The following is a 13,095-nucleotide window of genomic DNA, read 5'->3' on the forward strand; positions in this document are numbered from 1 at the left end:
TAATGATTGTTGTTTCTTATTTAGAAAACACATTTCTTATCTATCAAATTTAAATGGAGGATTTTATAATTGATGACTGAAAATTTCTTTACACGTTTACAAAAAGATGAAAAATATATTATGAAGTGTTGCTATTATGTATTTGCCGTCAATGGACTTTATGGAATGATTATGGGAAGTTTACTTCCATATATTAGTGATGCTTACAACTTGAGTGATACGATCAGTGGATCTTTAATCTCTTCTCATTACGTTGGAAATCTTCTAGCAAGCTTTATTGCCGGAATCCTTCCTCTTTACTTAGGTCGAAAACGATCTATTATTTTTCTTTCTAGTTTTGTAACTATCGGATTTGCGATGATGATTGTAACTGGAAATCCTCTTCTCCTATTGCTATCCTTTTTCTTCACGGGAGTCAGTCGTGGAAGTATCTCGAACTTTAATAATACAATTGTAAATGAGATTTCTGATAGTAGTCCTGCTGCAATGAGTTTTTTACATAGTGTTTTTGCTATCGGAGCTCTTCTAGCACCTTATTTAGTTATTGTTTCTTCAAACTTCTTTGGCTTAAACGGGTGGCGCGTTGCTGCAGGTGTCATTATCGTATTAACAGCTATTTCTATTCCTCTTTTCTCTCGTATGAAAATGAAAGATCGAGTAGTCGAAAAAGGCTCCGCTACTTCTTATGAATTTATGAAACAAAGTTCATTTTGGATTTCAGCTGGAATTTTATTCTTTTACTTGTGTGGCGAATCAACCATTAACGGTTGGCTTGTAAAATATTTTGTGGATTCAAATATTTTAACAATCGGTTATTCTCAATTTCTAGCTAGTCTATTATGGATGGGAGTACTAATCGGACGCTTGAGTGTTTCTGCAATTGGAGATCGCTTTGCTCGCAGAAAGATTCTATATGTTTTGAGTATCTCTACCACTATTTTCTTCATTATTTTACTTTCTTCAAGAAATCAAACGGTTATTACCATTACTATTCTAGGTTTAGGGTTGTCAATGGCAGGTATTTATCCTACTACCGTGGCAGCTACTGGTAAATTTATAAAAGAATATCCAATGGCTATGGGTGTGCTTTTAGTATTAGGTGGAATTGGTTCTATTGTGATGCCAACTCTAACCGGAGCATTATCCGATCGCTTTGGACTCTTTTATGGAATGGCCGCAATTGGTGTAGCCTTAGGAATGATGATTCTATGCGTATTTCTATATGGGTATAAAGACAAGAATTATACTGAAAAGGTATAAAAAAGAATATTTACAGAAAACCAAAAAAGCTCTACCTATTATAAAAATAGGTAGAGCTTTTTTGGATTTTTATTTATAGAAATTCTGTAAAGTTTGGTTTACATAAGCTACTGGTAACCCTACTACATTCAGATAATCGCCTTCTATTCCTGAAATCCATAAACTAGGCATTTCTTGAATTCCATAACCACCTGCCTTGTCAAAAGGACTCCCACTAGCAATGTAATTTCTTATTTCTTTTTCCATTTGTGGATTCCAATCAAAGAAATGTACCTTTGTTTCCACTGAAAAGTTTTCTTTTTGCTGATCGGTTTGAATACTAACTCCTGTTATCACAGAGTGACTTTTCCCTGCATAAGAACGTAACATTTCAAAAGCTTCTTCTGGGTTATTGGGCTTACCTAAAACTCTATTTTCATGGACCACAATTGTATCCGCTCCGATGATGATCGCATCTTCATTTTTTTGAAGGATAACTTTTGCTTTCTCATTGGCAAGGGTCTTTACTAAACTAGTAGCTTGTTCCAAAAAAGTTTCGTGGGTGGTTTTTTCCATGACCTGACTTTCGATCGCACGTTCTTCTATATCAGCCACTTGAATCGAAAATTCTTTTACACACAAATGGAGAAGTTCTTTTCTTCGAGGTGACTGACTTGCTAAAATTATTCTCTTCGTCATCTGAGTGCCACCTTTTAGCTAATCTTTTCTTCGGTTGTTTTTTTAAATGTATCCTTATCTTCTGTAATTAAAATAGGGGCATATTCTGGCCAGGCTTCTTCTAATTCCATCTCGGCACTGCTACTGACAATTAAAAATTCAGCTTTTCTTTTAAAAATACTTTCTAATTCCGGAATAAAACTTAAAAAATCAGGTACCTGTTCTAAAAGAATAGCCGCACTACCTTTCTTTTTAAATGTTTTTGCAATCAAATACTTTTTTGTTCGTTGGGATTCGATCATACTTCCTCCTTATAATTTTGAATCGTTTAGATTTTTATCTGCTTTCTCTTTTTTCTAGTATATCAGGTTTTAATAGCCTTCGACTAATTGATTGCTGAATGCTATACTTTTAGACAGAATTCTTTTAAGGAGTGTAGCAAACATTGCGAAAAAAACAATTATGGAGTTGGGGAATGGTAGGAATCTGGATGACTATCATTTTTTTATTCTCAGCACAACAGGGAAGTTCCTCTGGTTCACTAAGTACTTCTGTTTTAAATATGGTTTCTTCAACATGGGCCTTTATTTTTCCTAGTCTTCCCTTTGATGAACAATACCTTCATTTATTTATTCGAAAAGGCGCTCACTTTTCTGTCTATTTCATTTTAGGTGGACTCGTTTCTAATGCTTTCCGTACGAGTGGGGTCTCTTTCAAAAAACAAATAGGCTATGCATTTATTTTTAGTACACTTTATGCAGCAAGTGATGAATTTCATCAAAGTTTTGTTCCAGGTAGAGGGCCTAGCATCGTTGATGTCGGAATAGATAGCGTAGGAGCTGCAGTAGGTATTTTCTTTTATCATGGAACCAGAAAAATAATCCTCCCTCTATTAAAAAAATAAAACTTTCTTTTTGAGTGCTCCTTTGTATTTTTTGTTTCTGCACAATAAGCGAATCGAAAATTTAATGTAATAAAACCAGGAAAAATGATATCAAAATCATCTTTCCTGGTTTTTTATTTTATTTTTAAAATATTAATATCTTTTTCATTTATTTGGACTTGATAAATTATTTTATTATCCTCAGTAATTCGGTACATTCCTATTTCTATTTCTTCAATCTGTATATTCGGAGCCGATAAATCTGATCGATAAGGATAAAGAACCGTAATATAATTTTGAGCAATTGAAGCAGAACTGGTGTAAATTATTTTTCGACTTTCTCGATATAAATCATTTATATCAGATAGTTTTCCAATTTCCACCGTTATCTCTTGAAATGGATAGTTAAAAATCTTTACATGTACTTCTTGATCTAGCCCTTCTACCTCCTGTCCCTGTTGTCGGATTTCTTTATAATCTAAGTGAAACGTTCTCGCTAACGTATCCGATTCGTTTCTATTACTTAGCGAATCAATAACCAGTAGGAATTTATGATCCACTAAAGATAAATATCTTTCTACTACAGTAGGCTTATAAGATTCATGATAACCATGGGACGTTATGGAATGTTTTCCTTCTTTTAAAAAATCAAGCTCTCCTTTTTGTTGAGGCCCATATCCCCAGGTACTCCTATACTCAAAGTGGTCTTGATGATTCAACATAACGGTACTATGAGAAGCTGTTGATTTAAATTCTCGTCTTTTTTCTGACTCTTTGTAGCTATATAAACCTGGATCACAAATAATATTTTTATTAAGAGCAATATATTCAAAAGATAATAAATCAATGTGAGCATGTTGATTTTGAATGGGACTTCTGCACGTATGCACAAAACTATGAGCATCTTTCGTCCAATCACTTCTAACAAATGATTGTCCTAATTCTGAATTAAATAGGTGCAGAGGCAAAGCTTCACTTGCAGGTAAAGGCTCTAGAGAATTAAGGTCTTCCATATATTTTTCTATGTTATTTGTATCCCAAATATAACTGAAAGATTTTTCTTTTATTTTTTCAGTAGTCATAAACATATTAAGATGTTTCAGCCAATACAAGTCATCCAATGCTAAATATCCATAAGTAGCTGCCATAATAGATAAATCATTTGCATGGGAATCTCCTATTGGAAAGGACTTACCGGTTGGACGCATAGAATAAAGAGAATAATTTAAATTTTGAATGAAACGTTCTTTATAATCTTCACTAACCGGAATGGAATACTTGTTAGCGAGAATGAGTACCAACCCAAACCAATACATGCAACCATTATGATAAGAAGGACACCCTTCTATCTGCCCTCCTTGATCAGTTAATTGATTTTTACTACATCTCATCAATTCGTCATAGGAAAAAACTTTCCATTCCTCACTTTTATTTATCTCCGGAAATAATAAAGCCGTTTCGAATAATCCTAAGCACTCCATCAAATAATGATTATGATCTGCATTGGGCCATAGTTGAGGAGCAACCTCCCTTATAATCTCTGCTTGTTTGTAGATACTTACTAAATATAATTCCAGAATTTCTTCAGTAAATAAATCTGATGAACTTAAATGTTCAATAAGGAGGGGCCACGTTTTATACAAGCGAATTCCACATTCCAAGACTCTCATCGGATGAATGCTGGAGAAAAATTAATTTCTTTTTTACTATAATCTTCTTCTAGAATTCCAGTCACTTCTATCCAGTTTACTAACTCTTCCAATACTTTTACAGCATATTTCTCTTCTCCTGTGTAAGAAAAAGCCTCTAATAAAGGCTGCCAATGGTCCATTCGGTTTAACTGCCAAAGAAATTCATCATATCCATTCATCACTTGAAACCAATCAGGTGGATTCCCAATAAATTTAGGAACGCCCTCCGTTCCAGGCAACAAAAGGTTTCCTTCTAGAATCTCTTCTGCTTTTGATATTGTTTTAGAAACTAGTTCTGGAAGGTGTTCTTGGATTAAATGTGCTTTTTTGTAGTATTTGAATAGAATTTTAAGCGCTTTCTAACATCAGAAACAGTAACATTTTTTTTAAGGATTTCTTCCATTCTTTTCATAATTTTTCCTTTCTTATGCTTAAATAGATATGATTTATATCCTATTATACTAGAATGAGTATTTTAATAGTAGAATGAAAAACTCCCAGTAGATAGACATTTGTCTAACTACTGGGAGAAATAAGAAAAGATATTTTTCTTTTTTATTTTTTAAGCTGTGCTAAATGGAACTCTAAGTGTTCCTCAATGAATGTCGCAATTGTATAGTAGCTGTGATCATGACCGCTTTGCATTCGAAGCATCAGTGGAACATTTTTTTCTTTCGCAGCTGCGACTAATGTATCTGGTTGTAACTCTTTTTTATAAAATGGATCTGCATCCCCTTGATCAATCAAAATCGGAATTTTTCTACCAGAATACTTTCTCATTAATTCTAGCGCATCCCATTCTGCCCATTTTTCTTTCTGATCACCTAAATAATTTTCAAACGCCTTGATTCCCCAAGGAACTTGGCTTGGATTTACAATAGGCGCAAATGCGGTAATGGAGTTGAATCGTTCTGGATTTCGCAATCCTAAAATTAAAGCACCATGTCCTCCCATGGAATGACCTGAAATAAATTCTGGTCCATTCAAAAGGAATTCTGCTCGAATCAATTCAGTCAATTCTTTTGTAAGATAGTCATACATTTGATAGTGACTAGCCCAAGGTTCTTTAGTAGCATTCAAATAGAATCCTGCTCCTTGACCTAAATCATAATCTTCTGAGTTCGCTACTTCTTCTCCTCGTGGGCTTGTATCCGGCATGACCATTGCAATCCCTAATCGTGAAGCAGCTTGTTGGGCACCTGCTTTGTGGGTAAAGTTATCATCATTACAAGTTAATCCTGACAACCACCATAGTACGGGCATTTCAGAGGCATTTCCTTTATTTGGTAAAAACAAACTAAACGTCATTGGACAACCTAGTATTTCAGAGTTATGACGATATTTATACTGTACTCCATCAAAACTACGATGTTCTTCAAGTAATTCTACTTTTGACATTGCAATTCCTCCTTGTTCCATTTATAAACCTGATTACTTATAAGAAAGAACAGTACGAATTGATTCACCTCTATGTAGTAAATCAAAAGCTTCATTAATCTGTTCAAATGGTAAGTTATGTGTGATGAATGGATCTAGTTGAATCTCCCCACGCATCGCTTGTTGTACCATTCCTGGAAGTTCTGAGCGACCTTTTACTCCACCAAAGGCAGAACCGCGCCAAACTCGACCCGTAACTAATTGGAATGGACGAGTAGAAATTTCTTCTCCTGCTCCCGCTACTCCGATAATAACACTTTCGCCCCAGCCTTTGTGACAGCATTCTAAAGCAGAACGCATTACATTTACATTTCCGATACATTCAAAACTGTAGTCGACGCCTCCGTTTGTCAGCTCCACAATCACTTCTTGAACAGGTCGATCATAATCTTTTGGATTTACAAAATCAGTAGCACCCATTTCACGAGCCATTTCAAATTTGTCTGGGTTCGTATCAACTGCAATAATTCTTCCTGCTTTTTGTTGGACAGCTCCTTGAATAACAGCTAAACCAATCGCACCTAGACCGAATACCGCTATTGTGTCACCTTCTACAACTTTTGCTGCATTCGTAACTGCTCCAATTCCTGTTGTAACACCACAACCTAATAGACAAACTTTATCCAAAGGTGCCTCTTTATCAATTTTTGCTAACGAAATTTCTGCAATCACTGTATATTCGCTAAATGTGCTCGTTCCCATGTAATGATAAATAGGCTCTCCTTTATAAGAAAAACGAGTAGTACCGTCCGGCATTAATCCTTTTCCTTGTGTCTCACGAATCGCTTGGCACAAGTTTGTTTTTCCTGATAAACAATATTCACATTCGCCACATTCTGCTGTATATAGTGGGATGACATGGTCTCCTGGTTCTACGGAAGTAACACCTTCGCCTACTTCCACAACAACGCCACCACCTTCATGTCCTAATACACATGGGAAAATCCCCTCTGGATCTGCACCAGACAAGGTATACGCATCGGTATGACAAAGGGCAGTATCAATAATTTTAACTAATACTTCTCCCTTTTTTGGACCTTCTACATCAATTTCTACTATTTCTAGAGGTTTCCCTGGTTCAAAAGCTACTGCTGCACGTGATTTCATATTATAAACCCCTTTATTTTTTTATTTATTTATCTTTTTTTAAGGATACAATCATTTAAATACTATCACTTTTAAAGAATTCATTCAATTTAATGCACTTTATTATGATAAAGAGGTATTTTATAAAGAAAATAAGCATCGAGCATCCTTTCTGTTTAAAGAAAGACTCGACACTTATTTCTATTAGGCGATTACTTACTAGCGACTTCTAATCCTAGCACATCTTCTTTACTATCATGACTTAACCATTCTTCAATTTCTGCATCTGTTCCAAGAACAGAATGGGTTCCTCCAATTAAATGGGGGGTGCCTTTGTCGTAATCAATCGAATTGGTTTCATAGTCATACGTTAGGGCCGTTCGCTTTTTCTCTAGAACTGGATTTGGGTGAGGAATAGCAGAAATTAATGATTTAGTATAAGGATGAACCGGATTCGAAAAAATTTCTTCTGTTGTTCCAGTTTCAATCATGTGCCCCAAGTGAAGAACCCCAATTCGATCAGATATATAGCGTACCATGGACAAGTCATGAGCAATAAATAGATACGCAATATTAGTTTCTTCTTGAATTTCTTTCATCAAATTGACAATTTGTGCTTGAATAGATACATCCAAAGCACTGATTGCTTCATCTGCGATGATCAAATCCGGATTCATAATAAGCGCACGTGCTATCCCCAGACGCTGTCTTTGTCCACCTGAGAATTGACTTGGAAAACGACCTGCAAATTCACGAGATAATCCTACACGTTCCAAAATTTCCATTACACGCTCTGCACGTTCTTGCTTAGTTCCAGCTTTCCCATGAATATCCAATCCATGAGCGACAATGTCCATCACATTTTTACGTGGATTTAAACTAGCCATTGGATCCTGAAATATCATTTGCATTTTTGTACGTAGCATAGAAGAAGTCGTTTGATCCATTTTTCCTGATATATCTTTACCATTAAATTGAATAGTACCATCTGTGAGATCATGCAAGCGAATAACAGAGCGACCAATGGTAGACTTTCCGCTTCCAGATTCTCCAACGAGTCCGTACGTTTCACCAGGATAAATATCAAAGGAAACGCCATCTACCGCTTTTACGGTGTAGTGACGGTTCATTTTAAAATGCTGTTTCAGATTACTTACAGAGAGGAGTGGTTCATTCTGTAATTCCATACATCTGTTCCTCCTTTCGCATACGTTCAATTCGATCTGTTAACTCTATTGGCAATTGATAATCAGGCGATTCATCTTTTAAAAGCCATGTCGCCGCAGAATGTGTGTCTGACACTTTAAACATGGGCGGTTCTTTTACTTTGTCTATTTGTAAGGCGTAAGCATTTCTTGGATAAAACGGATCTCCCATAACTTCTTTGGTCATATTAGGTGGATTTCCTGGAATAGAATACAACTTACTAGTTTTGGTTTCTAAATCAGGCATGGCTAACAGCAATCCCCATGTATAAGGATGTTGTGGATTATAGAAGATATCATCTGTCGTACCTTTTTCTACAATTTTCCCTGCATACATAACATTGACATAGTCAGCTACTTTAGCAACAACACCCAAATCATGAGTAATGTAGATAACAGCTATATTTGTTTTCCTTTGAATATCTTGAATTAATTCTAATATTTTTGCTTGAATGGTTACGTCTAACGCTGTTGTTGGCTCATCACAAATGAGAACATCTGGATCACATGCTAGCGCTGTTGCGATTACAATCCGTTGGCGCATCCCTCCTGATAAATGATGGGGATAACTTTTCATCCGTTCTTCTGGATTCGTGATTCCAACTAGTTCTAAAAGACGAACTGCTTTTTCATGTGCTTCTTCTTTAGGTGTATTGTAATGCGTGCGCATCCCTTCCATAATTTGATTTCCTATACTCATTGTCGGATCTAATGACGTCATAGGATCTTGGAAGACCATCGCAATTTGTTTTCCATTAATGGTTGTTCGCATTTGTTTTTTCGAAAGGTCTAGCAGGTTTTGACTGATTTCTTTATCTTTTTCTTTGTAATCGTATTGAATAGAGCCACTTTCAATAGTCCCATTTTTACTTAAGATTCCCATAATCGCTTTTACGGTTACAGATTTCCCACTACCGGACTCTCCTACAATTGCTACTGTTTCTCCACGATAAACATCAAGATCTACACCACGAACGGCTCTCAATTTGCCACCTGATGTTTTAAAACTGATTGCTAAATCTCTAATTTTAAGTACTTTATCACGTGACATCTTTTACACCTCTTTCAATGTTGGATCCAATGCATCTCGTAGTCCATCTGCCAATAAGTTAAAACTTAGCATCAATAAGCCAAGGATTAAAACTGGTGGGATAATCATATAAAAATGCGTAGTCAACGATTTAAAATTTTCAGAAATAAGTGAGCCTAATGAAGCCATCGGAACGGGAATCCCTATCCCAACAAAAGCTAAAAATGCTTCTGTAAAGATTGCATTCGGAATAGAAAACATCGACATGATCAGTAATTGTGAGAAAATGTTTGGCAATACTTCTTTAAACATAATGGTGATATCTTTTGCTCCCATTGTACGAGCAGCTAAGACGTACTCACTATCTTTTAATTTCAACATCGAAGCTCTTGCGATTCGACTCATTCCAATCCAACCGGTTATAGCAATAGCTAATGTAATACTTAAAAGTCCTGGTTTTAGGATAATAATCAATAACGTTACAACTACTAAGCTTGGAATTCCATTAATAATTTCCAATACCCGTTGCATAACGGTATCAATCGCACCACCATAATAACCAGAAACCATTCCATAGGTCATCCCAAAAAGAACATCTACAATCACCGCTACTAAAGCAATATATAGGGAGATACGTGTCCCCATCCAAGTACGAGTAAATAAATCTCTTCCTAAAACATCAGTACCAAACCAATGATAGACGTCTTCACCGTCTGCTAATGTTTCATATTTATTAACTACTAATTCGCCTGTTGATGTCTTTAGTGTCTCTGATCCATCAAAAATACCTAGATTTTCTATCAAAGGAATCCGTGGTGCCATACTTTCATGGCCACTTATTTGTTGGTCAAATTCATAGCCAGAAAACAATGGACCTGCGAGCGCCATAAAGGAGATAAAAATAATCATCATAAAACCAAAAACAGAACCTTTATTACGAGCAACACGTTTTAGCATTTGTTTCCAATGAGATTCTTCATGAAAGCTTTCTACTTCAAAGGTTGTACTTACTTCTCCGATAAATGTAAAATCTTTTGGTGTTTCTTGCATTGTATTATCCATTTATATCCTCCTTTGCCAAACGGATTCTTGGGTCAAGGACACCGTACATAATATCCACTACAAGCATGATTCCAACATACATGGCACTATAAACAAATGCTAAAGCCAAAATTACGTTGTAATCATTCGATTGAATCGCTTGGATCATTAACTGACCAATCCCTGGAATAGAAAATATTTTTTCAACAACAAGACTACCTGTCATTAAACTGACTACTAAGGGCCCTAAAATCGTAATGATCGAAATAGATGCATTTCTCAAAGAGTGTTTAAATATTAATTGTAAACCGGATACCCCTTTACTCTCTACAAACTGGATGTAATCCGAATTCATTACTTCGATCATCTCTGTCCTAGTAAATCGAGCTACGGTAGCTGTTACGGTCATACTCAAGGCTATCGCTGGAAGTGCATAGGCCATAAAACCATGATCTTGGTTAAAAAGCATCGGAAACCAACCTAATTTAAAACCAAAATAATAAGAAAGCCCCAAAGCAAAGACATACGAAGGAATCGATACTCCAATTACGGAAAAGACAGTTGCTCCCGTATCCCAAATTGAATTATGCTTCAAAGCAGCAAAGATACCTAAAGCTAGTCCTAAAATCGTTCCTAATAAAATGGAAATCCCTCCAAGAAGTAAAGAGATTGGTAAACGGTTTTTCAATAAAATTGATACCGGTGTATTTTTGGAGATAGTATAGGAATCACCAAAATCACCTGTTAGCATATTTTTTATATAACGAAAGAATTGTACAAAAACAGAATCATTCAAGCCGTATTTCTCTCTCAAAACCATTTGTTGATCAATTGATAGCTTCTCATCATTAAAGGGAGAGCCTGGCATCCATTGCATTAGAATGAATAGGACGAGAATGATTACAAATAAAGTCAAAAAAGATAGAAGGACTCGTTTTCCAATATATTTTTTCATCTAATTTACCCTCTCTAAAAATAATAAATAAAGAAAAAGGCCGCTGATTGCGGCTCCCTATCGGACAGATCCGATATTTTGCCATATCACATGCGTGCCTTTTTCATTATTGGAAGTTTGTCTTATTCAACAGTTGCATTCTTAAATACACGCGGTACTCCAACAGAGTGGAAATCTACTCCGGAGACATTACTCTTAATCATAACGGCACTACCTTTTTGGTAAACAGGCAGAACTGCAGCGTCATCAAGTAAAATTCCTTCCGCTTCTTTTAGTGCTTCCCAACGTGCTTCTTTGTCCAATGACAATTCGCCATTTTGAGAAGAGAAGACAAGTTCATCATATTCAGCATTTGTCCAACTACCATCATTATTAGAGCCACCTGTTACCCACAAGTCTAAGTATGTCATTGGGTCAGCATAGTCTGGTCCCCATCTTGTAAGTCCCATATCATAATCTTTGCTCTTCATACGATCTAATCGTGTTTTCTTAGGCATTTGTTCAATCTCGATTGTGACACCTGGAAGATTTTCTTCGATTTGTGATTTCAACATTTGTGAAACATTGATTGCACTTTCTGTATCTTCTACTAATATGCTAAAAGTAAATTCTTCAGCATCTAGCTCTTCTTTTGCTTCTTCAAACAAAGCAGCAGCGGCTTCTTTATCAAATTCAAGGAACGTTCCTGTAGTTGCACGGAAATCTTTTTCATCTGGTCCATTTGCTAAATCAATCGGTACAACAAAATCAGCTGGTACCGAGCCATCTTTTAGTGCTGTATTCACAATAGCATCTTTATTAATTGATTTTGCCATCGCTTCTCTTAGCTTCGCGTTATCCAAACCATCAACTAACGTATTTGGAGAAACGTACCAAACATAACCATCCTGTGTATTGATAAATTCAGGATCATCTTTAAATAAATCAACTTGTTCTCCTGCTAAAGCAACAACATCTAAATCACCATTTTGGTAAGAAAGCATTGCTTGTTGTGAATCTTTGATAACTTGGAAATTCAATGCATCCAGAGTGACGTTATCAGCATCGTGGTAATCTTCATTTTTAACTAATTTTACAGTTGTAGCAAGTGGCTCATAAGAGTCCATTTTAAAAGCACCATTTGCAATCAACGTTTCTGGAGATGTTCCATAGTCATCGCCCACTTCATCCATAAATGCTTCATTCATCGGGAAGAAAGAAGGGAAAGCCATTAGACTTTCAAAGAAAGGAACTGGATTGGCTAAAGTAACTTCAAGTGTTGTATCATCCACTGCTACTACACCTAATTGATCAGGATCAACCGTTCCATCTAAAACTTCAGATGCATTAACTAGACCGGCAATTCCCATGATATATCCATATTCACTGGCTGTATCTGGATCAGCAAGTCGACGCCAAGCATAAACAAAATCATTTGCCGTTACAGGTTCACCATTTGACCACATTGCTTCTTTTAATTTAAAAGTATACGTTAACCCATCTTCACTAACATCTGTGGATTCAGCAATTGCAGGAACTGGATTTCCATCCGCATCCAGTTGGTATAGTCCATCTAGAATACTTGCAATTACTTGGAAAGATGCACCGTCTGTTGCAAGTTGTGGATCCATAGAAGCAACTTCTACGTCAAATTGGACGTTTAATACTTTTTTATCAGTTGATCCTTGCGTTGTTGAAGACACGTCTGAATTAGTTCCTTCAGTATTTGTATCCGTATCTCCACCACATGCAGCCAAAAGTGTCATAGCTACTAAACTCGTTGCATACAGTTTGATTCTTTTTGTATTTCTCATCTTTTTCCTCCAATTTCTATTCCGTCATTAAGTAACGGTTAGAATTTCATGATGTAA

Annotated in this window: 13 protein-coding genes; 2 read left to right on the forward strand and 11 right to left on the reverse strand. The window is 36.0% G+C overall.

Translation table 11 applies throughout. The features are described from left to right. Positions 1-72: 72 nt before the first annotated feature. Positions 73-1,260 (forward strand): sugar MFS transporter, encoded by a 1,188-nt coding sequence (locus LZ578_RS00005; protein WP_235145380.1) that lies wholly within the window; start codon positions 73-75, stop codon positions 1,258-1,260. 69 nt (positions 1,261-1,329) lie between these two features. On the opposite strand, the gene LZ578_RS00010 is transcribed toward LZ578_RS00005, so the two are convergent. Beyond that, positions 1,330-1,938 carry a nucleoside triphosphate pyrophosphatase gene (locus LZ578_RS00010; protein ID WP_235145381.1) on the reverse strand — a complete coding sequence of 203 codons (609 nt, stop codon included), beginning with the start codon at positions 1,936-1,938 and terminating at the stop codon, positions 1,330-1,332. 14 nt (positions 1,939-1,952) lie between these two features. Next, entirely contained in the window at positions 1,953-2,219 is a 267-nt protein-coding gene (locus LZ578_RS00015) for a DUF6718 family protein (protein WP_235145382.1), read from the reverse strand. Positions 2,220-2,362: 143 nt separating this feature from the next. On the opposite strand from LZ578_RS00015, the gene LZ578_RS00020 reads away from it, so the two are divergent. Next, on the forward strand, positions 2,363-2,821 hold the full coding sequence (locus tag LZ578_RS00020) for a VanZ family protein (RefSeq protein WP_235145383.1): 459 nt from the start codon (positions 2,363-2,365) through the stop codon (positions 2,819-2,821). 113 nt (positions 2,822-2,934) lie between these two features. On the opposite strand, the gene LZ578_RS12355 is transcribed toward LZ578_RS00020, so the two are convergent. The 9 genes from LZ578_RS12355 to LZ578_RS00065 all read right to left on the reverse strand — a co-directional run bounded on the left by LZ578_RS12355 (position 2,935) and on the right by LZ578_RS00065 (position 13,038). Continuing rightward, the gene (locus LZ578_RS12355; RefSeq protein ID WP_255763890.1) at positions 2,935-4,470 is read right to left on the reverse strand and encodes a heparinase II/III family protein; all 1,536 of its coding nucleotides are present in this window, start codon (positions 4,468-4,470) and stop codon (positions 2,935-2,937) included. Next, the gene (locus LZ578_RS12360; protein ID WP_255763987.1) at positions 4,467-4,838 is read right to left on the reverse strand and encodes a heparinase II/III family protein; all 372 of its coding nucleotides are present in this window, start codon (positions 4,836-4,838) and stop codon (positions 4,467-4,469) included. The genes LZ578_RS12355 and LZ578_RS12360 overlap by 4 nt, the downstream gene beginning before the upstream one ends. 208 nt (positions 4,839-5,046) lie before the next feature. Beyond that, positions 5,047-5,889, reverse strand: a complete 843-nt coding sequence (gene fghA, locus LZ578_RS00035; RefSeq protein ID WP_235145384.1) for an S-formylglutathione hydrolase — start codon at positions 5,887-5,889, stop codon at positions 5,047-5,049. A gap of 33 nt (positions 5,890-5,922) precedes the next feature. Further along, positions 5,923-7,035: an S-(hydroxymethyl)glutathione dehydrogenase/class III alcohol dehydrogenase gene (locus LZ578_RS00040; protein ID WP_235145385.1), complete on the reverse strand. Its 1,113-nt coding sequence runs from the start codon at positions 7,033-7,035 to the stop codon at positions 5,923-5,925. 191 nt (positions 7,036-7,226) lie between these two features. Next, on the reverse strand, positions 7,227-8,201 hold the full coding sequence (locus tag LZ578_RS00045) for an ABC transporter ATP-binding protein (protein ID WP_311198580.1): 975 nt from the start codon (positions 8,199-8,201) through the stop codon (positions 7,227-7,229). Next, entirely contained in the window at positions 8,185-9,270 is a 1,086-nt protein-coding gene (locus LZ578_RS00050) for an ABC transporter ATP-binding protein (RefSeq protein WP_311198581.1), read from the reverse strand. Before LZ578_RS00050 ends, LZ578_RS00045 begins: the two co-directional genes overlap by 17 nt. 3 nt (positions 9,271-9,273) lie before the next feature. After that, positions 9,274-10,311, reverse strand: coding sequence for an ABC transporter permease (locus LZ578_RS00055; RefSeq protein WP_235145386.1), 1,038 nt, complete (start codon positions 10,309-10,311; stop codon positions 9,274-9,276). Further along, positions 10,304-11,245, reverse strand: coding sequence for an ABC transporter permease (locus LZ578_RS00060; RefSeq protein ID WP_235145387.1), 942 nt, complete (start codon positions 11,243-11,245; stop codon positions 10,304-10,306). Before LZ578_RS00060 ends, LZ578_RS00055 begins: the two co-directional genes overlap by 8 nt. A gap of 122 nt (positions 11,246-11,367) precedes the next feature. Continuing rightward, positions 11,368-13,038 (reverse strand): peptide ABC transporter substrate-binding protein, encoded by a 1,671-nt coding sequence (locus tag LZ578_RS00065; protein ID WP_235145388.1) that lies wholly within the window; start codon positions 13,036-13,038, stop codon positions 11,368-11,370. Positions 13,039-13,095 lie beyond the last annotated feature (57 nt).

This window comes from Jeotgalibaca sp. MA1X17-3 (assembly GCF_021513155.1).
Taxonomy (GTDB): Bacteria; Bacillota; Bacilli; order Lactobacillales; family Aerococcaceae; genus Jeotgalibaca.

Coding starts and splice junctions, on each gene's coding strand:
- LZ578_RS00005 (WP_235145380.1), top strand. CDS start 73: ATGACTGAAAATTTCTTTACACGTTTACAAAAAGATGAAAAATATATT.
- LZ578_RS00040 (WP_235145385.1), bottom strand. CDS start 7,035: ATGAAATCACGTGCAGCAGTAGCTTTTGAACCAGGGAAACCTCTAGAA.
- LZ578_RS00055 (WP_235145386.1), bottom strand. CDS start 10,311: ATGGATAATACAATGCAAGAAACACCAAAAGATTTTACATTTATCGGA.
- LZ578_RS00050 (WP_311198581.1), bottom strand. CDS start 9,270: ATGTCACGTGATAAAGTACTTAAAATTAGAGATTTAGCAATCAGTTTT.
- LZ578_RS00010 (WP_235145381.1), bottom strand. CDS start 1,938: ATGACGAAGAGAATAATTTTAGCAAGTCAGTCACCTCGAAGAAAAGAA.
- LZ578_RS00045 (WP_311198580.1), bottom strand. CDS start 8,201: ATGGAATTACAGAATGAACCACTCCTCTCTGTAAGTAATCTGAAACAG.
- LZ578_RS00060 (WP_235145387.1), bottom strand. CDS start 11,245: ATGAAAAAATATATTGGAAAACGAGTCCTTCTATCTTTTTTGACTTTA.
- LZ578_RS00015 (WP_235145382.1), bottom strand. CDS start 2,219: ATGATCGAATCCCAACGAACAAAAAAGTATTTGATTGCAAAAACATTT.
- fghA (WP_235145384.1), bottom strand. CDS start 5,889: ATGTCAAAAGTAGAATTACTTGAAGAACATCGTAGTTTTGATGGAGTA.
- LZ578_RS12355 (WP_255763890.1), bottom strand. CDS start 4,470: ATGAGAGTCTTGGAATGTGGAATTCGCTTGTATAAAACGTGGCCCCTC.
- LZ578_RS00065 (WP_235145388.1), bottom strand. CDS start 13,038: ATGAGAAATACAAAAAGAATCAAACTGTATGCAACGAGTTTAGTAGCT.